The organism is Ornithinibacillus liuyingii (assembly GCF_055550225.1).
On record NZ_JBPWOS010000012.1, the window covers coordinates 1 to 20,446 of the forward strand.

Genomic DNA, 20,446 nt, shown 5'->3' on the forward strand with positions numbered 1-20,446 from the left:
ACTAATCCACAGCGTTGCTTTTAGTATAAATGACTATACTAAAAAAGCACTAGAGGTAGCGAACCTCTAGTACTTAATATACAAGGCTGGGACAAAACGAAAACAAAGTTAATAAAAAAAGACAATCACTACATTAGCCCCGGAAATATATGGAGACTCCTGTGGGAGGAAAGGCATCGGTGAGACCCCAGGGGAGTGTTAGCTCTGAGTAGGCTCACCAGCCGACCGACGGTAAAGAAGACAATGCGAGGTTCTTTCGAGCAGATGTCGCACTTATACTGTGATAAAGTGTAAAGAAGACACTGCGAGGTTCTTTCGAGCAGATGTCGCCCCTGTACTGGAAGCAACCGGAAGTATATTTCCGGGGCGGGTTTGATGCGCTAACTTTAATGTTCGGTTTATCCTATGTTAGAAATAGTTTTGTCCCAGCCTCTTAGGGTCGTACGTTTTTAGTTGAGAAATAAGGATTTTCTATGCCATCGTTCCTTCAATCAAGCCTTCTTTATGTAATGGACAAGAAGGATAATAATTGGAAATAGTAATCCAATGGTTACAGATAAAACGCTGTAAGAACCATTGATAAATGTATGAGCTTCAAGTGTATTCCGTACTAATAGCATAGAGCCCAAAAATAATAGAAAAGCTAATGGAACGGAAAGGGCTTTATAATGTTTCATTTTAAATAAATGACTGACTCCATTTGCTAAGACATAAAAAGACACACAAAGCTTAATAAAAATGGTAAAGAACCAAATAAATGCAACTAGGATTTCTACTCGTTCAAAAAAATGGAAAATGCTAATCCTTTGTCCTAAGGCATAAATTGGATAGGTATAATGTATGGTTCCTTCCACCCCTAATACGGTGATACATGCAAATGTAATGATAAGAAGAATCAATCCACTTGTAATCCCACCCGCTAATAATGCTTTTCGTGCACTTTTTTGTTGGTTGACAAAACTTGATATACCAATTAAGATGACTAATTCTAAAAAAGTGATAGACAAAATGGGAATGATACCTACTATGGTAGCCGTTCTGTTAAGCTGAAAGATGGGTTGGATATTAGTTATATCTGCATCTTTCATAACGAGTAAGGTCAACAAGATAGCACTAATCATCGTAAAAGGAAAAAAAAGCTCTGCGGTTCTTCCAATAACTTCAATGCCATATTTAATAGCAATTAATGTCGTTATGATGATCATAAATGATATTGCTTCAAATGGTGTACCCATTAGGATTTGTAAGGACACAAAGTCACTGATAGACCATAGATTTGCCGAGGAATTAACAAAAACAAAACCAGTAAATAACAGAATCATAATAGTTCCGAACCATTTCCCTAATAGTGATTCAATGGTAGGAAAGAATGGTTTCCCATCCAATACTTTAATGACTTGATTATAGAGTAGAATAATTATGGAACCTAATATTGTGGAAAGCAACAATGTAATCCAACCATTCTCTTTCCCATAAGTGGTTGCAATACTAGGAATGAAAATAATGGATGCCCCGAGTGTATTCATAATGACCAGTACAGCATATTGTTTGCCATCTAGCTTCTCTGTCAACGTCTATTCCTCCCAGTAGAAAGTTAGGGTTGCTGAAATTTTGCTAACCAATTCTTTAGAGGTTCCGTGATCGGCTTCGTTATGAAATCAGCCACTTCCACAACATAAGGAAGCTTTATACCTAGAAAGTGTAAAGAAAGTAAGATAATCGAAAGACTCATTAAGAAAACGAATACTAGTATTTCTTTTTTCTTCTTTGTCTTCTTTATAAGTCCTTTTATCTCAATGTAGAATAAAAAAGCACCTATAACTGCAAATAAAGAAGCTTTTATCATGTTTAGTCCACTTTCTCTGTGTTTCTTTTAATTGTGTCATAGATAGATTTGGTAACCATACCAGATTTCTTTATATCAACTTGCACTTGTACATTCACTTCCAATTCTTGGAATTGATTACTCCAATCATCCTTTATCTTTTCCCACTCTTTAGGATTAGATCGTTTTATTGCATTACCAAAACCATAAATATCACTTTGAAATTCTTGGGCTTTGGTAACACTCTCTTTAATAATTTCAGCCGTCTTTTGTTCAAGCTTTTTCTGGACTACTTCAATGGACCGTTGATCGGCTAAATCGATAGAACACTCTACATCCCCAATATTTCCTTTAATTTCGATAGTAATATCAATCGATGGTTTACCATTAACGAACGATGCCTTCATGTCGGTATTGGCATCCGTTACCTCTACAGATATCGTACCACCGTTGTCACACGGGACCCAGCCAACCGTATTACTAACATTGTTCGTTATATAGTTGAATCCCTTGCTTTCGTTTTCATTTAACCAACCTTGTAGTTTCTCGCCTCGAAATACACCAATACCATCTAGGTATATCATGGTAGGATTGCCAGATTGTTGTCTAGTTTTCATAGAGCTACCACTTTCAACATCACCTATAATATATAAACCGGTTAATATTGCTTCCTTCCCTTCAGTAGAAATGGATTGTATTAATTCGTCTAAATGAACTGATTTTGTAGGTGCCCAAAAGTTTTCAGAAGACTCGATGTTCGATTTTACCTTGATGGCTGGAATCTCTTCTAGGGGGGTTAAAATACTAATTAACTCTGCACCTTCCAATCCTTGTGCAATAGCAATAGTAAAATCTGTTCTGATTTCATGATCTCGCACTAGAACATCTAATGTTTTTCCTATGCCGTCATAAGCCATTTCTTCACCATATACAAGTAGTTGTAGATGACTTAAGTTAACTTTTCGCGGTAGCACTTGTGTTAAACCTCTAAACCCCTCCATAATTGTAGTACCAACAGTAGAGTAGGTCGTAATGGTAGAACTTTGAGTCATCTGGTCGCCAGCTATTTCCTTAGGGTTTAATACTTGTAATGTTATCTTATATCCCTGTTCATCTTTATCAATTGCCATTGCTGTTGCAAGTGTAATATCTGTTAATTCCTGTGCACTCCAGCAACCAGAAAGTAAGACTAGGATAAAAGAGAAAGTTAACCACTGTTTGATGTTCTTCATCATGTTCCCTCTCTTCAAAAAATTTATGTAAACTACCTGTTTTGAGGAGGTTTTGGCTTCCTTGGCTTTGCACGTGTTATATTTTGTTGATTAACTAATCGAGATCGGAATAGTTGTTTCCATTTCGGAAGTAGTATGATGGCATCCAGTTGATCGGAAGATATATATGGTGCAAATGGTGATAAATATGGGATGCCAAAGGATCTCAAGCTAGTTAAGTGTAACGTCAATAATAATAAGCCGATAAATATACCGAATAACCCAAATGTCGCTGCTAATATCATGAATAGAAATCGTAGCATCCGGACACTAATGGCTAAATTATAATTTGGAAAGACGAAACTACTAATAGCCGTTAAAGAAACCACTATAACCATAGTAGCAGAGACGATCCCTGCATCAACGGCGGCTTGACCGATAACGAGTGCTCCAACGATTGATATTGCAGACCCTACCGTGGAAGGTAATCGAACACCGGCTTCTCTTAATAATTCAAAGGTTAACTCCATGATGAGTGCCTCAATTAAAGCTGGAAAGGGTATCCCTTCCCGTTGTGCAGCTAAGCTAACAAGTAATGTTGTTGGTATCATTTCTTGGTGAAATGTGGTTAAAGCAATATAGACAGATGGTGTAAGTAAAGCAAGAAAAAAAGAAATATACCGTATGATTCGAATTAAACTGGCTATATCACTTCTTTGGTAGTAATCCTCACTTGATTTAAAGAAATCCACAAAAAGCGCCGGGACTAAAAGAACAAAAGGTGTACCATCAACCAGGATTGCAACTCTACCCTCTAATAATCCTGCACATATCGTATCAGGTCTTTCGCTATTTAGAATAGTGGGGAAGGGAGTATACGTTTCATCCTGTATCAGTTCTTCGATATAACCACTTTCAAGAATTGAATCAATGTCGATTTTCTCTAATCTAGCTTTAACCTCTTCGACAATGCCTGGTGTAACAATGCCATGTATATATGCAATCACTACTTTCGTTTTTGTTTTTCTACCATGAGTGGATGATTCAAGCCAAAAATTTGGGTCCTTTATTCGTTTACGTAATAAAGCAGTGTTGACGCTAATGCTTTCTGTAAAGGAATCTTTTGGTCCTCGAACAACCTGCTGAGTTGTTGGAGGCTCTACACTACGCTCACTTCCCCCTTTAGAACCTACTGCAATTCCTTGTTCGAAACCATCAACTAGAAGGATTGTATCTCCAGTAAGTAAATGGTCCAGTAATTGATTAATGGTGTCTATTTCCGTTAGTTCTGCAGATGTGATGGATTTCATAATGTGTTCATATATAGTGGCTGCTTCATTTAGGTCATCAACTATCTCGTCACGATGTAAATGATTAATGATAGGATCTAACAGATAATGTTGAACAGTCTCTTTATCCACTAATTCATCCATGAAAATAATCATCGCTTTTGTTTGATGGGGAAATGTAAGATCTATTTCACGTGTAATGATGTCAGAGCTATTACCCAGTATCGTTAGCACTAGGTTTCTATTTACATATAGATTTTTACTAATACTTTGTGGATATTCCTCTGCATGTTTTTCAATGAATGGAAGGTCTTTTTTCTTTTTAGTATGCCGTCTACGTTTAATCATTGTTTCAAACCTCTATGGTGTATTCTTTACTAACGTTAATCGGTGATAGCCGTAAGATTCATACCATTAGTATGGTCATCAAATTAGGCTTTATGTATTAATTTAACGTAATAGCTTCTGTTTGGATTTATGCAGGGTGGGTATTTTGTTTTATCAAGCAGAAGACCTAGAATGATAGAAATGATGTATTGGAAAAAATAGGGTTTACATAGTAACGAATTTTCTGTATACTAATGGAGTAATAAACATTCAGAATTTTTAAAGGGGGTTGTATAACATGATTAGAGTATATATTGCCTTAACTCAACAAAATAACTTGCTACATACAACCTATAGGGTACGTTAGACTCTTATCTGAACTTTTCTGTCAATTTCTACCATAGGATGTATGAAGCATTCTATGGTTTTTATTATGTCGCAAATATACCCTTATCGGGAGTCAGTATATAAGAACCATTCTCGTTTGAGTGGTTCTTTTTCTTTTGGGAGATAAGTTTTGAGTGTAAGAGATGTAGGGTTTATATGAAAAAGGAGATGAATGCATGGATATCAAAATCGTAAAATATGATGAAAGCTATGCTGCTAGAGTTGCAGAGATGTGGAACCATAGTCGTGATGGATGGGGTGGTGCGAATACCGTAGATACGGAAGAATCGATTTTACTCCGTGAGCGAAATTCAACCAATATCCACACGTTCCTAGCTCTAGAGGGTGATAAGGTTGTTGGTTATTGTGGGTTTAGTGAATATCGTGATGATGAAGGGGCATTGTATATTCCACTTTTAAATGTACGAGATGACTATCACGGTAAAAAGATTGGCAAGCAACTGCTCTTAACTGCTTTGGAGGAAGCAATCCATTTAAAGTGGCCTAGGCTAGATTTGTACACATGGCCAGGGAATACGAAGGCAGTTCCCTTATATAAGAGATGTGGCTTTTTCTGGGAAGAGCGGGATGATACGACACATTTAATGAACTTCATGCCCACGGTATTACATACTGAAGCAGTAGCGGATTTCTTTAAGGATGCTAATTGGTACGATATTAGTACAAGGGAAATTGAAGTGAAGCCAGATGGTAGAGTGGAGAATGAATTCCATTATTATGAGTATGCATGGAAAAAAGAAAATCAAACACTTCGGATGGAGTTTGAGCGAACAGGAAGAGGAATCCGATTAATCGAAACAGATGATTATTATATTGCAGCAACAATACCGGAGCACCAATTAGTATTCGGAAACCATTATCCTATTCAATACACGATTAAAAACAAATCGGCTAAAGCCCTGCAGGTTGAATTAAAAGGTGAAAACGACAAAAATTTTGAGTATTCTATAGAAAAGTCCATTAATGTTACGGACGAGATTGAGGTTATCGAAAACTTTTATATTCATCCCATCGAGGAAGAACAGAATTCTCTTCGAACACATCCATCTGTAAAGACAAAAATTAGAATTAATGGTAAAGAGGCTACCTTTAAGCTAGGTATTTTACCCAAATATCCTGCTCAAGTTACGGCACATTATCAAGAGGATATAGCTTTCTTAGGAAATGAAAACATATTTTATTTAGATATAGTAAATAACTACTCTGAAAAAATTCATTTTGAGGTAACATTTCCAGATTCACCAATTATGGAAATCAAAGCGGAAAAAATACAATTAGAAATGAATCCAAAGGAAAGAAAATCTGTACCTGTACCATTTATCGTAACGGGCTATGGTTTTTATGAAGCGGCATTGCCAATTAAAGCTATTAAAGAGAATGGGGAAATAGTTGAATTTTCAAGATTCATTGGTATTCCGATAAGAGGAATTGGTGCGAAATTCTTTGGTATTGATGAAGAAATGGTTCATTTATACAACGGACAGTACTTTGCAGTATTGAACAAAAAAGATAATACTATTGATATGGGAAGGAAAAAGCAGGAGAGTAGTATTCAAGTAATGACACCGAAGCTAGGGAAGCCTTATTCTGAAGAAATGGCTAAAGCAAAATACAATCAGATACAATTTATGGATGAGAATGGGACTATCGGTGCAAAAATATCCTATGAGATAGCAGCATTTCCTTCTATTACGCTACATCTTATCCTCAAGCTATCCAGCGAGGGACTGGTAGAAAATTATTATGAGGTTGAGAATAAGAGAGAGGTAGAAACTGCGGAGTCTATCTTTGTAAATCAGCCCATCTACTTTGGATTAGAGAAGGCGGTTATTCCTTATCAAGGTGAAATGGTTGAAATGACTGACTCCATTGGTAATTCATATGAGTATTGGAAAGATACACACATCACGGAGAATTGGATATTTGCAAAAGAAGGATCAGATCCTCTTGGCATTTGCTGGGACTCAACTAGTAAAATCCATTTTGATTCTTGGTTCCATTATTTTGAGCATGATCTAGGGAAAATCGGTCCTAGAAGTTCTCTTGTAACGAAACCAGTAGTTTTCTCCCTTGGCGCTTTTCATGATATCGAAAGTTTCCGAGCTTATGCGAATAAAGCTAGCTTTAGTAAAAAGGTAAAGCCAGTTAATCATGTAAGACTATCTTTACAAAACAATAATCCTTTTCTTCAAGGAGGAAAGGGTTATGCAAAAGTGACAGATTACAAATCCAATTACCTTCATGGAGAAATATCACTTTCCCTTCTTAATCAAGATGAATTTGTGGTGGAAAAAATCGATCGCAAAGAGAAGAAGACGGAATGGATTGCTGAATTATCAGCAAATGATATACCATCTATCTCGACTGTGAAGGTAAAAGCTAGTTTAGATGCGACTATTCAAGATCTGGAAACGCTTGTTATTTCACATGGGAAAGGTGAATGTCTACAGGAGATTGAAAATGTATATGGAATGGATAGCTGGAGAGTAAATAATGGCGTAGTGGAAATAAAGGCTACTCCAGAATTTTTCCCTGCACTGCATTCTTTAACTTATAAAGGTCATGAATGGTTAGATTCTTCTTTCCCTAAGCTGCAACCAAATTTATGGTGGAATCCTTGGGCTGGTGGGATTTCTAGTAGGTTAACATCGATTAGGCCTTATTCCCTATCCAAGGAAACAACCAAAGCGGACTTTGCTAAGCTTGTAGACAGTAAGGGGAATGAATGGCAAGGTATCAAGTTATCGACTATCGTGGAACAAAGTAAAGAATTTAAAGGACTTACCATGCATCAATATTTCCTTCTACTTCCAGGTGCACCAATTTTATGCCATGTGTCCGAAATTGAACAAAATACAGGTAAGTTTTTCCATGACAAAGCATGGCAGTCCTTCGCATTTGTTAAACCAGATACAGTGATGGAAAATAATTGGGTAAATCTACAGGATAAGGCTGGAAATTGGATGAAAGTAGTGGCTGGGAAAGATGAAAATGATATAAGTGTTGACCGGAATATGATCATTGGTTGTCACAATAGTAAGGAGCATCTCCAATTCATTTCTAACTTAGAAAATACAATGAGGGAAATGTATATCAATAAACAGGTTATGCTTACTAGCGTATGGGAGAAGTTATATGTTCCTACAGGTTCTACGCATTTTACTACACCAAACTTCTACCTCTTCAACGATTTTATAATTGATGATAAAGCACAGCATGATTTACAGGAGATTAGCTTTCATAAGTAATTCTCTTCATATCCAATTATCATCATATTGTAGTGACATAAATAACCAGAGAACCAAGTATGAGATTCATGTGGTTCTCTGGTTTTTAAAAAATGTAGAAAAAAGCTGAGGCCTGGGATAATTCCTTGCCTCAGCTTTATTGTTAGTTGATCTATTCTTAAAGAATAGTATAAAGCGCAGTATTCGCTAACGTGATTAATGTCATTAGAATGGTGTTCAAGAATGCAGCTACATAGACATTTCCAGTTTTTCTATAAAGAAAACGATTAAAGATAGCTGCTACAGCTAAAACAGGTACAAGTCCAATCACAATAATGGATGATAATGCTTGTTCAGGGTACCCTGCTGTTCCAGTAGTAAATAGGACACCGTATTGATAGATTAAGTAAAGAATTAATCCCCCAACATAATGTAGGATGGAAATAATATAACCCTTTATTCCTTCATAACGTTCACCAGTAGTATTTATATTTACTGAAATTCCACTAATGAAATAGTAGATAAAGAATAATGGTGCATATTTTAATAACGCTATAACATGTTGCATTTCAAAAGTTTTTACTGCTAATGTCCATAATCGGAAGTCCGTTTTGAACATGGCATCAATGGCAAACAAAATAGCATAACCAATTACGACAGCTATAATAGCAGTTAATAAGGATGCGATAACGGATTTGATATTCGCTTTTATACCATAGTTGGCAATAGTCGCCCCCTCTGGCTTTTTGGCAATATAATGATAGCCAACCATAATCATTAACATGACAATGGCTACGTTAATAGCCCAATAGAGTACCGGATTGGTAGTTGGTGCTCCAAATAACTGTGTTGTCGCAATAAAGGTTTCTTGATTTTTTAAATAGAAATATTGAACGACACTTAAAATTAACATAATAAACGAAACAGATTGTATCGATTTATTAGATTTCTTCGCTATGGAATAAATTAAGAATATAACGGATGCTACTACTATTACTAAACTAATTTGTCTTAGTAATCTCATTCCATAGAATGCTTCGTTTGCACTTGAACCATAAAGGGCAGAGAAGAATAATGCAGGGAATAATCCTCCAACCAATAATAAAATAAAGCGAGCTAATTTAGAACCAGTTGTTTTAGGCTCTGGTAATGGTTCTGGTTTTTTCGTATAGATATTCTTAAAGAATGGTAGCTTCGAGATTAATAGGATAATTGGAATAAAGAGTAGGAAAAATCCGATTAAAGCAATAAACTCGAAGTACTCTTTGTAAATCCAAGTTTGACCGGTTTTGTCAACAGAAACTAGATTACTATAATCAGCAAATGCTGTACTGTAAAAATCGATGGCATATGCTGTAGATGTTTTGGAAAAATGATTCCATGGATGGGTTTCATTCGGTTGGTAGATTACTCGTACACCACTATCCACTTCGTATAGCTTACCAACTTCTGGGTTTTCGGGATTTCCTAAGAAGCCTTGTCCCTCTTCTGTACCGATATAATTCTTTTGAACTACTGTTTTACCAGTCGCTCTTGCACCTTCATCAAAGAAGAATTCATCATAATTTCCGGCAATCTTACCAGAATATCTAGGACCATACGCGTTATTAATATCTTCTTGTGTATAGCCTAGTGATAATAGCCACTGGTAGTCCGATCCCATGGTTAAGGAACTATGAATCTTTCTTATTCCACTTTCTTGGAAATCGAGTTCGTCAAGTACAACTGCGTTAGTAGAAGAGAAGCCACCCATGGAATGGCCAGATACAGCGATTACACCATTACCAGCTTCATCTTTTAATACATAGTCTTGTTCATACATATACTGAACTGCATCATAAATAGAATATGGCCAGAATGAGAAAAATGGTACTGGCTTTTCCATAGTACCTGTTGAGTGTCCATGGTCATATTGGTCTAATGCTAAAACGACATATCCACGTTTCGACATTTCAATAGCCTGTGCATCTTGCATTTCGGCAGAATTCAAATATCCATGTGTAGCAATTAAGGTAGGTCGTGGTTCTTTATTCGCACCTTCAGGTATGTAAAGGAGTCCGGAAAGCTCTCCTCTAGGTGTATCAAAATAGATACGAGAAACATCAACCTTCCCATTTGAACTGTTAAATTGATAAGCAGCTATACTACCTATCGAAATGAAAAGTAACGAAATAATGACCCATACAACTGGATGTTTAAACTTTCTCAAATTATTTACCCCCGATAAAAAAATTTTAGGATATTGTTCTTTGGTTATGTAGCACAATTTATCTACTTATACATCACCCCTTGCTAATCTTTTTTAAAGAAAAACAAAAAGAGACTCACTTAACCCTCTTTGAATAAAATACAAAGAAAAAAAGTGAGTCTCGTGTTCTCTTCACAAATGTATTAACTTAATAGCTAGTATAGTATGAAGTGAAAACGTTGTCAACAGTATTTTAATTGGTAAATATCTTTAGTTTAAGTAGAGTTAAATCATGATACGTAAAATTGATTGTTTTCAAATCGTATAGACCGTGTTATAATAAAATTAAGTTAATATCACGGTAGAGAATAAGAGACCACAAAACGTGTCGAAAATAAGTTCGACAGTGTTGTTGTGGTCTCTTTTTGTATATAGATGTAAATAGATACCTTGATATTACAAAAGCTAATCGGAAAAGGAGAATAAGATATGAATTTCTCAAATAAAAATCGTAATCAAATCATCGATACCATGAAAAAAGAAACCTTTGATGTCCTTGTTATTGGCGGTGGAATAACAGGTGCCGGGATTGCATTAGATGGTACTACTCGCGGAATGAAAATGGCAGTAGTGGAAATGCAGGATTTTGCCGCTGGTACATCAAGCCGTTCTACGAAGCTAGTCCATGGTGGTCTTCGCTATTTAAAACAATTTCATGTAAAGCAAGTGGCAGAGGTAGGGAAAGAACGTGCCATTGTTTATGAAAATGGACCACATGTCACAACTCCAGAATGGATGCTACTACCGTTTCATAAAGGTGGTACGTTCGGTAAATTTATGACTTCTATTGGTCTAAGAATGTATGATTTCTTGGCAGGGGTAAAGAAAAATGAAAGACGATACATGTTAACAGCAGAACAAACCATCGAGAAGGCGCCTCTTGTGAAAAAGCAAGATTTACTTGGTGGTGGAATATATGTAGAATATAGAACAGACGATGCAAGATTGACAATGGAAGTAATGAAGGCTGCCGTGGAAAAAGGTGCAACAGCATTGAATTATTCTAAAGTAGTCAACTTGATTTATGAACATGGTAAAGTAGTTGGAGCAATTGTAGAAGATCAATTAACGAAAGAACAATATGAAATTCGAGCTACGAAGGTTGTGAATGCTACAGGTCCTTGGGTAGACACGATTCGTGAAAAAGATAACTCTAAAAAAGGGAAAGTACTAAGATTAACTAAAGGTGTTCATATAGTTATTGATCAATCTAAATTCCCATTAAAGCAGGCGGTATACTTTGATACGCCAGATGGTCGTATGGTATTTGCGATACCTCGTGACGGAAAAGCTTATGTCGGCACAACGGATACTTTTTATGAAAATGATCCGGTTAGTCCGAAGATGACCACAGAAGATCGTGATTATCTATTAGAAGCAATTCACTATATGTTCCCAGATGTATCGATATCAAAAGACGATGTGGAATCAAACTGGGCTGGTGTGCGTCCGTTAATTTGGGAGGAAGGAAAAGATCCTTCAGAGATTTCTCGAAAAGATGAAATTTGGGAATCTAAGTCTGGATTATTAACAATTGCTGGTGGAAAATTAACTGGTTATCGTAAAATGGCAGAAAGCATAGTAGACATACTAGCTTCTAAATTTAAAGCAGAGCAGCAAAAACTATTCTCAGCTTGTGAAACACGGAAGATTCCTATTTCAGGTGGAAATGTAGGGGGCTCTGCTAATTTCAATCAATTCGTAGAAAGTCAAATTTCAGTAGGTATGGATGCTGGTTTAACAGAGGAAGATGCAAGACATTTAGCTAAAATGTATGGCTCAAATGTACCAATTCTATTCGACATTTTGAAGGAAAAGGAAGATGTCGCGGCTAAATATCATCTTCCATTATCATTATTTGCTAAGCTACAATATGCATTAGATCATGAAATGGCAGTGACACCTGTGGACTTTTTCAACCGTAGAACAGGAGCGATTTTATTCGACATTGAAACGGTAAGAGAATATAAAGAGAATGTAATAAACTATATGCAACATTATTTGGATTGGAATAGTAGCATGGTTGAAATCTATAAGAATGAGCTGGAAAGTGCTTTAGATGACGCTGCCTTCAAAAATGCTTAATTAAGTGGAGAAAGGATCAAAAACAGATAGTATTTTTCTGTTTTTGATCCTTTATTTGAAGCACTCTGCACTTAACTAATTTCAATTTTTAATTTTAGATAATAATATTCCCACCATCATGAATATTAATGTTCCGATTAGGAACTTTTTAAATAGAAATAAAAGGAATGTCTTCTAATAAAGTTCTCTCGTCTTGGGAATACTAATTGGTTATGGTAAAATTGTGAAAGCGTTGTAAAGTTGCTTGCTTCTAATCTACAGAACAAAATAGCAACTTGATAAGGGGTGAGAAAATGAATTTTAAGGGGCAGCCTATCATACCTGTAATTGGAGAAATGAAAGACGTTGATAAATTAGCAAAATATAGCTATTCGTATTTTGCTATACTTAATGCGCATATATCAAGATTGAAACCGGTTTTTCAATTTGCTAAACAGCATGAGAAACTTTTATTACTTGATATTGATTTAGTACAGGGATTAAAGGCAGATGAATATGCTACAGAATATATTTGTCAGGAGTTCAATCCCTATGGAATTATCTCGACAAAGCCAAATGTTATTATGAAGGCAAAACAAAAAGGGGTACAGACTTTTCAACGAATATTTTTGTTGGACTCGAAGTCGATTGAAAGAAGTAGTAAATTAATTGAACGGACTGACCCAGACTACATTGAATTACTTCCCGGTGTTGTCCCTAAGATCATACGTCAATTTAATCAACAGACCAATAAAGAAATAATCGCTAGTGGATTTATAGAAACCATTGAAGAGGTACAACAGGCAATAGATGCTGGTGCAACAACTATTACGACTTCAAGTAAAGAGCTTTGGGATTATTTTAATCCAAATCCCAATTAGTGTTTTCATGTTGCAATTAGAGAGAGATAGGAATAAAGAGAGGATTTCGAAATGGATACATATATATTAGCAATTGATCAAGGTACGACAAGTTCACGTGCCATTATTTTTAATAAACAAGGCGAAATTGTACATATAGCCCAAAAGGAGTTCAATCAATATTTTCCAAAGCAGGGCTGGGTAGAGCATGATGCGAATGAAATATGGGCATCAGTGCTATCTGTCATCGCTACATCGCTAGTAGAATCGAATATCAAACCAGAACAAATCGCTGGAATTGGCATTACGAACCAGCGCGAAACAACAGTAGTCTGGGATAAAAATACTGGAACTCCGGTATATCATGCTATCGTATGGCAATCACGTCAAACAGAAGCAATCTGTCAGGAATTAAAAGACAATGGCTATGAGAATCTAATTAGAGAAAAAACGGGCCTACTAGTGGATCCATACTTCTCTGGAACAAAGGTAAAATGGATCCTAGATCATGTTGAAGGAACGAGGGAAAGAGCAGAAAAGGGTGAGCTTTTATTTGGAACAATCGACACATGGCTAATCTGGAAATTTACTGGTGGAAAAGTTCATGTAACAGATTATTCTAATGCCTCTCGTACGATGATGTTTAATATTCATGAATTAAAATGGGATGAAGAGTTATTAGATATGTTAACTATTCCACAATCCATGCTACCAGAAGTTCGTTCCTCATCCGAGGTTTATGGAACGACAGACAATTATCATTTATTTGGGCAAAATGTTCCAATTGCAGGTGTGGCAGGTGACCAGCAGGCAGCTTTATTTGGTCAGGCATGCTTTCAAGAAGGAATGGTTAAAAATACATATGGTACCGGTTGCTTCATGTTAATGAATACTGGTGAGCGTGCGGTTCAATCTAAGCATGGATTATTAACGACGATAGCTTGGGGGATTGACGGTAAGGTAGAATATGCTTTAGAGGGAAGTATCTTTGTTGCAGGTTCAGCTATTCAATGGTTACGGGATGGAATGCGTATGTTTCAAAATGCTGCTGACAGTGAAACATATGCTAAACGGGTTTCCTCAACAGAAGGAGTTTATGTAGTGCCTGCATTTGTAGGATTAGGTACGCCTTATTGGGATAGTGATGCACGTGGTGCGGTATTTGGCTTGACTCGTGGAACAACAAAAGAGCATTTTATTCGGGCTACACTAGAGTCACTAGCATATCAAACGAAAGATGTATTGACCTCTATGCTTAAAGATTCTGGAATATCCTTACAATCATTACGAGTAGATGGTGGTAGTGTTAAGAATGATTTCCTAATGCAATTCCAAAGTGATATTTTAAATGTTCCTGTTGAACGACCTTTTATAAAGGAGACAACAGCATTAGGGGCAGCATATTTAGCTGGTTTAGCGGTAGGGTTCTGGGAAAGTAAAGAAGAAATTGCATCCCAATGGAATTATGATGTCGTATTCGAACCGCAAATGGAAGAATCGAAAAGAGAGAACCTTTATAAAGGATGGAAAAAGGCAGTACATGCAACGATGAATTATAAATAACGTTCATTATGGAAATAAGATTTATTTGTTCGAAAAAAATATATATCTGAACTCACATTGGCAATTCGTCTCGTATGAATTACCGTGTGAGTTTTTTTATGTGAAAACGAGAAAAAAGATTTGCGAAAATTCATAAACATGATATCATAGTGATATAAGAACGATATTTATTAAAAAGGTGGGATTGGTTATGAGTGGGATTAAAGAGAAAAATGCATGGGTAATGAATGGTTATCTTGGGATTCTTGTCATTGCAGGGTTAATTGCCGGAACGGTATTTAGCTTTGTAGAGGAGCAATTTATCCTTGGTGGGATTTTGATTGTGTTAGCTATTGTGCTAGGATCTGGTATAACTATGATTCAACCTAATCAATCTGTTGTTGTTATTTTTCTTGGTAGATATATGGGGACAATTCGACGGGAAGGGATTGTACTGACGATTCCATTTACTGTACGAAAAACTATCTCGCTTCGTGTACGAAATTTTAATAGCAATAGATTAAAGGTAAATGATGTTAATGGGAATCCAATCGAAATCGCAGCAGTAATTGTATTTAAAGTTATTGATGCAGCAAAAGCTGTTTTCGATGTAGACCGTTATGAACAATTTGTTGAAATCCAAAGTGAAACAGCTATCCGTGCTGTAGCAACAAAGTATCCATATGACAATTTTGAGGTTGATGAATTAACTTTAAGGGGAAATGCAGAAGAAGTTTCCTCGGAGTTAACGGAAGAATTACAAGATAGATTACGTGTGGCAGGTGTTGAGGTTATTGAGGCAAGGTTAACCCATTTAGCATACTCTACCGAAATTGCCCAAGCGATGCTACAAAGACAACAAGCGAGTGCCATTATTTCTGCTCGTAAACAAATTGTCGATGGTGCAGTGGGTATGGTACAGGATGCGATTGAACGACTTGAAAAAGAAGGTATTGTAGATTTAGATGATGAGCGTAGAGTTGCTATGATCAATAATCTTCTTGTTTCTATTGTATCAGACCACGGCACGCAGCCAGTCATTAATACAGGTTCACTATACCAATAGAGAAGTGATAAGATGACGAAAAAAAAGAATTTCCCATTACGCATTGATCCGAAACTGTACCAAGCCCTTGAATCTTGGGCTAATGACGAATTTCGCAGTGTCAATAGTCATATAGAGTTTTTGCTTAGAGAGGCTATGAAAAAGGCAGGAAGACTACCGAAGAAGCAGGAAGATAGTGAAGGGGAATAAGATTGAGAAGGAGCTTTTAAATTAAGGCTCCTTTTCTTATATAGAAAGCCATGTAGAACGCCACAGTGTTTTGAACTTTGGTGTTTAGGTGAGGTGCGTGAAATTCTGTAAAAGTTAACATTTTCGCGCGAGTTTCATTAAAAAACGCGCGACGTTTAGTATAAATCGCGCGACAGATAAAGTCTCGCGCGATTTTTGGGGAAGGCCGCGCGAAATTCATGGGAGCCCGCGCGAAAATAGGAATCCTCGCGCGATTTTTGAGGTAGTTCGCTCGAAAATTAAGGACCCTCGCGCGAAACCAGGAATTCCGCGTGAAACTAGGAACAGAGAAGGTTCGTCAGTGCCCTTAAAGTGCGTTCAGCACTGAAGTTAATCTAAGGGTAGGGGTGAAAAGAATATTAGTTAATCGAACGAAGAAATCAAGGAGGGGAGTAATGTCTTTCTGTAGTAACTCCCCTCCTTGTTGCTGCATTCTTTCATTGAATATATGGAGTTCATAAAGAGAACTTGAGACTTTTCACATGGGGATTCTACATATCTTCATTATCCTTATCTTGATATTTACTGCTAGTTAATACTTGGGATAAGTTAGTTAACGCTGGATCTTTTTCCTGATTACTATAACTTTTCGTGTTTTTGTTGCTCTGTTTCTTATTTTGTTGCTTTTCCATCTATATCAACCCTCCTTATCTTTATCTTTACCTAGAAATATGGAGCTATGTTTTTGTAACTGTGAAAAAAACTATGCAAAACGAAACGTATATGTCATAATAATAAAAATACTTTTAACGGTGATGAAGAGGAAAGTAAATCAATTGTGTTTTCTCCCCAGAGAGCTTCGGTAGCTGAAAAGAAGCAGAAAATAGTTGATTGAAAATGGCCTTGGGGCTTCAGAGTCGACTTTTCATATTTGAAAATAGGCCCCTGACGAGATTTGGCACTCGTTACAAATGTCAGAGTATAAGTGTGTATCTACACTCCGTACTTACTGAGGCTAATAATGTGAATTATTAGTGAATTAAGGTGGTAACACGAGCTAACCCTCGTCCTTAGACATTGTCTAGGGACGAGGGTTTTTTATTTTTTTTATGAGGAGGAAAAAGGATGAGTATTTTTATTGGTGGCGCTTGGCCATATGCGAATGGTTCCTTGCATATTGGCCATCTTTCTAGCTTATTACCGGGAGATGTATTAGCACGGTATTATCGTTTAAAAGGAGAGGAGGTTTTATATGTTTCTGGAAGTGATTGCAATGGTACGCCAATAGCAATTAAAGCGAAACAACAAGGGGTAAAGCCAAAAGAGATTGCAGAAAAGTATCATAAAGAGTTTAAAGAGAGCTTTGATCAGTTAGGATTTTCGTATGATTGTTATACCCGAATGGACACGGGATTACATCATGAAGTGGTGCAAAAGGTTTTTCTACAACTGCTGGAAAAGGGTTGGCTTTATAAAAAGAAGGAGGAACAATGCTTCTGTGAAACATGTGAACAGTTCTTACCAGATCGATTTGTTGAGGGTACTTGTCCCCATTGTAATGCGGAGACTAGTGGAGATCAATGTGATTATTGCTCTAATTTATTGAACCCAATTGAGTTTAGAAATAAAGCTTGTAAGACATGTGACGATGAACCAATTATAAAATCAACAGAACATTTTTATTATAAATTAAGCTCATTACAAAAAGAGCTGGAACAATATATATCGGAAGCTAAGATAAATAAAACATGGAGAGAGAATGCGGTTCATTTATCAGGGCGTTATGTTAAAGAAGGATTGGTAGATCGAGCAGTTTCCAGAGACCTTCCAAACGGTGTACCGGTTCCAGTGGAGGGCTATGAAGAGAAGAAAATTTATGTCTGGATTGAGGCGGTAACAGGTTATTATTCAGCAAGTAAGCAGTGGGCTTTGGAAAACAAAAGAGACGAAGCGGAGTTTTGGAATGAAAACACGATTGCTTATTATGTTCATGGCAAAGATAATGTTCCATTTCATTCGATTATTTGGCCAGCCATACTAAAGAGTATTAATAAAAATCCACTTCCTACCTATAATAGTGTCTAATGAATTTGTAACGATTGAGCAAAAGAAGCTATCGACTAGCAGAAACTGGGCTATATGGGTACCAGATTTGTTAAAACGATATCATCCCGACTCTATTCGATACTTTTTAATTGCGAATGCTCCTGAAAGCAGGGATGCTGATTTTTCGTGGAGGGGAATTTATATACAGTCATAATAGCGAATTACTCGGTGCTTATGGGAACTTTGTAAATCGGACCTTAAAGTTTGTTGAAAAGTCATTTGATGGTGTAACACCAAATGGTCATGTGGATAATGCAGTAAAAGGAAAAATAGGTAAGCTTTATCAGGAAGTTGGAACGTTGATTGAGCAGGCACAATTTAAGCTAGCGATAGAAGCGGTATTTCATTGTATTCGCTTTGCTAATAAATACTTTGATAAACAAAAACCGTGGATTCAAGTGAAAGAAAATAGGAGAGCATGTGAAGATTCTCTCGCAACCTGTGTCTATATGATTGTTAATTTTGCTCAAGTGTTGTTTCCGTTTCTACCTTTTTCAAGTGAGGCTATACAAAGAATGTTAGGATTTAAGGGGGAAAAGTGGGGTGAAATACCGTATACAACGTTTACTCTAAGGAAGATATACCCGTTATTTGAACGAATAGATGTGGAGCGAATTGAGGAAGAGGTTACTAGATTGAAGGAAAGCTCTGAAACTGCATAAGCTATTAGGGGTACGTATTGAACAAGGAGTAAATCCTATAAAACTCACGCAATATACAATCATTTTCGCGCGAGTTTCATTAAGAAACGCGCGACGTTTAGCATTAATCGCGCGACAGATAAAGTCTCGCGCGATTTTTGAGAAAGGCGGCGCGAAAATCATGGGAGTCCGCGCGAAATTAAGAATCCTCGCGCGATTTTTGAGGTAGTTCGCGCGAAAATTAAGGACCCCCGCGCGAAACCAGGACCCCCGAACGAACCCCAAGACCCCCCACGATCCAGTCACCCCCGCGCAACACACCCCGGACAACATGTTAATAAACTTTCGAATACACGTAAATCACACTATAGCAACTATACTTTACTTAGATAATCGTAATAGATTAATATGGTAATATGTTGTGTAAGCAAGGAGTAGACAAAAAGATGCAAACCATTAAAGTGCGTGATATTACCATTGGTGAAGGATTACCGAAAATAATCGTACCAATTGTAGGTAGTTCTGAGCAGGAACTAATGTCTGAGATAGAAAAAGTCATGGCCATGGAGCCGGATATAATCGAGTGGAGAGCGGATACTTTTGAATTTGTAGAAGACTTACATTCGGTAATGAAAGCTCTTGGGAAAATAAGCGAATTAGTAAAGAATGTGCCTTTGCTATTCACGTTTCGAACCATTCATGAGGGCGGTAATAAGGAAATACCATTAGAATATTATGAACAGCTAATGGTAAAAGTGATTCAATCAAGAGTGGCTGATATGGTAGATGTCGAACTGTTCTTGGATGATATGATGGTAAAAAGACTAGTTTCCTCTGCAAAAGAAAATCAGGTGTATGTTGTATTGTCTAATCATGATTTTCAAAAAACGCCTAAGAAGGAAGAAATTATCTCTCGTCTGATAGATATGCAAAATCTTGGGGCAGATATTCCGAAAATAGCGGTAATGCCGAAAAACAAGGAAGATGTTATTACCCTATTAGAGGTTACAAATATAATGAAGGAAAAATATGCCGATCGCCCATTCATTACCATCTCAATGGGAGGAGATGGATTAATAAGTAGGTTATCTTGTCACGTATTTGGTTCTGTAGCGACATTCGCTTCCGGTGTATCTGAGTCAGCACCAGGTCAAATACCGGTTTCAGAATTAAAAAAAGTATTAGCTATTATTCATAAATATAGTTAGCATAATTTTTCAACTAAACGACGGCTAACCAGACTGCACTCATAAGGTAAATTCATATTGATTTAGCAAATTAATGTAAAGTAGTAACACTTTTCCTTATGGAAGAGTGTTTTTTTATCGTGATAAGAATGTATAAGCAGAGATGTCTAGTTCCGGGAGCCTGAGACTAGTAGACTTCCCTCAACTCTGTACGATAAGTCAACATCACCTCCCTACGGTCGTTGTATTTCCTTTATCTGCTACGGCTTAGTCAGTC

The 20,446-nt window shown here is 36.8% G+C and carries 13 protein-coding genes, 1 pseudogene and 1 other annotated feature; of the genes and pseudogenes, 8 read left to right on the forward strand and 6 right to left on the reverse strand.

Annotation, left to right across the window (positions count from 1 at the left end; all coding sequences use genetic code 11):
• Positions 1 to 491: 491 nt before the first annotated feature.
• The 4 genes from ACSKT4_RS15535 to ACSKT4_RS15550 are packed head-to-tail and all read right to left on the reverse strand — an operon-like array spanning position 492 to position 4,673.
• The gene (locus ACSKT4_RS15535; protein ID WP_211742498.1) at positions 492 to 1,571 is read right to left on the reverse strand and encodes a GerAB/ArcD/ProY family transporter; all 1,080 of its coding nucleotides are present in this window, start codon (positions 1,569 to 1,571) and stop codon (positions 492 to 494) included.
• Between the two features lie 23 nt (positions 1,572 to 1,594).
• A complete protein-coding gene (locus ACSKT4_RS15540; protein ID WP_211742499.1) occupies positions 1,595 to 1,846 on the reverse strand; it encodes a hypothetical protein in 252 nt (83 codons plus the stop codon).
• Between the two features lie 2 nt (positions 1,847 to 1,848).
• Positions 1,849 to 3,057: a Ger(x)C family spore germination protein gene (locus ACSKT4_RS15545; protein ID WP_465823659.1), complete on the reverse strand. Its 1,209-nt coding sequence runs from the start codon at positions 3,055 to 3,057 to the stop codon at positions 1,849 to 1,851.
• Positions 3,058 to 3,089: 32 nt separating this feature from the next.
• Positions 3,090 to 4,673, reverse strand: coding sequence for a spore germination protein (locus tag ACSKT4_RS15550; RefSeq protein ID WP_465823660.1), 1,584 nt, complete (start codon positions 4,671 to 4,673; stop codon positions 3,090 to 3,092).
• A gap of 542 nt (positions 4,674 to 5,215) precedes the next feature.
• On the opposite strand from ACSKT4_RS15550, the gene ACSKT4_RS15555 reads away from it, so the two are divergent.
• A complete protein-coding gene (locus tag ACSKT4_RS15555) occupies positions 5,216 to 8,308 on the forward strand; it encodes a GNAT family N-acetyltransferase (protein ID WP_465823661.1) in 3,093 nt (1,030 codons plus the stop codon).
• A 157-nt stretch (positions 8,309 to 8,465) separates the two neighbouring features.
• Here ACSKT4_RS15555 and ACSKT4_RS15560 read toward each other — a convergent pair whose 3' ends face one another.
• Positions 8,466 to 10,496 carry an alpha/beta fold hydrolase gene (locus ACSKT4_RS15560; RefSeq protein WP_186870515.1) on the reverse strand — a complete coding sequence of 677 codons (2,031 nt, stop codon included), beginning with the start codon at positions 10,494 to 10,496 and terminating at the stop codon, positions 8,466 to 8,468.
• Between the two features lie 468 nt (positions 10,497 to 10,964).
• Here ACSKT4_RS15560 and ACSKT4_RS15565 point away from each other — a divergent pair, with 468 nt between their 5' ends.
• The 5 genes from ACSKT4_RS15565 (at position 10,965) to ACSKT4_RS15585 (ending at position 16,256) form a co-directional block, all read left to right on the forward strand.
• On the forward strand, positions 10,965 to 12,620 hold the full coding sequence (locus ACSKT4_RS15565; RefSeq protein ID WP_186870514.1) for a glycerol-3-phosphate dehydrogenase/oxidase: 1,656 nt from the start codon (positions 10,965 to 10,967) through the stop codon (positions 12,618 to 12,620).
• A 293-nt stretch (positions 12,621 to 12,913) separates the two neighbouring features.
• Entirely contained in the window at positions 12,914 to 13,480 is a 567-nt protein-coding gene (locus tag ACSKT4_RS15570; protein ID WP_186870513.1) for a glycerol-3-phosphate responsive antiterminator, read from the forward strand.
• A 51-nt stretch (positions 13,481 to 13,531) separates the two neighbouring features.
• The gene (glpK, locus tag ACSKT4_RS15575; protein ID WP_186870512.1) at positions 13,532 to 15,022 is read left to right on the forward strand and encodes a glycerol kinase GlpK; all 1,491 of its coding nucleotides are present in this window, start codon (positions 13,532 to 13,534) and stop codon (positions 15,020 to 15,022) included.
• Positions 15,023 to 15,221: 199 nt separating this feature from the next.
• Complete coding sequence (locus ACSKT4_RS15580; protein WP_186870650.1) at positions 15,222 to 16,067, forward strand: SPFH domain-containing protein; 846 nt, start codon at positions 15,222 to 15,224, stop codon at positions 16,065 to 16,067.
• A 12-nt stretch (positions 16,068 to 16,079) separates the two neighbouring features.
• Positions 16,080 to 16,256 (forward strand): type II toxin-antitoxin system antitoxin, encoded by a 177-nt coding sequence (locus ACSKT4_RS15585; protein WP_186870511.1) that lies wholly within the window; start codon positions 16,080 to 16,082, stop codon positions 16,254 to 16,256.
• A 530-nt stretch (positions 16,257 to 16,786) separates the two neighbouring features.
• On the opposite strand, the gene ACSKT4_RS15590 is transcribed toward ACSKT4_RS15585, so the two are convergent.
• The gene (locus ACSKT4_RS15590) at positions 16,787 to 16,927 is read right to left on the reverse strand and encodes a hypothetical protein (protein ID WP_186870510.1); all 141 of its coding nucleotides are present in this window, start codon (positions 16,925 to 16,927) and stop codon (positions 16,787 to 16,789) included.
• Positions 16,928 to 17,041: 114 nt separating this feature from the next.
• Positions 17,042 to 17,310: a binding site (T-box leader), on the forward strand.
• Between the two features lie 50 nt (positions 17,311 to 17,360).
• Here ACSKT4_RS15590 and metG point away from each other — a divergent pair.
• Positions 17,361 to 19,003, forward strand: a pseudogene (gene metG, locus ACSKT4_RS15595) (methionine--tRNA ligase).
• Positions 19,004 to 19,428: 425 nt separating this feature from the next.
• Positions 19,429 to 20,190, forward strand: a complete 762-nt coding sequence (aroD, locus tag ACSKT4_RS15600; RefSeq protein WP_186870509.1) for a type I 3-dehydroquinate dehydratase — start codon at positions 19,429 to 19,431, stop codon at positions 20,188 to 20,190.
• Positions 20,191 to 20,446 lie beyond the last annotated feature (256 nt).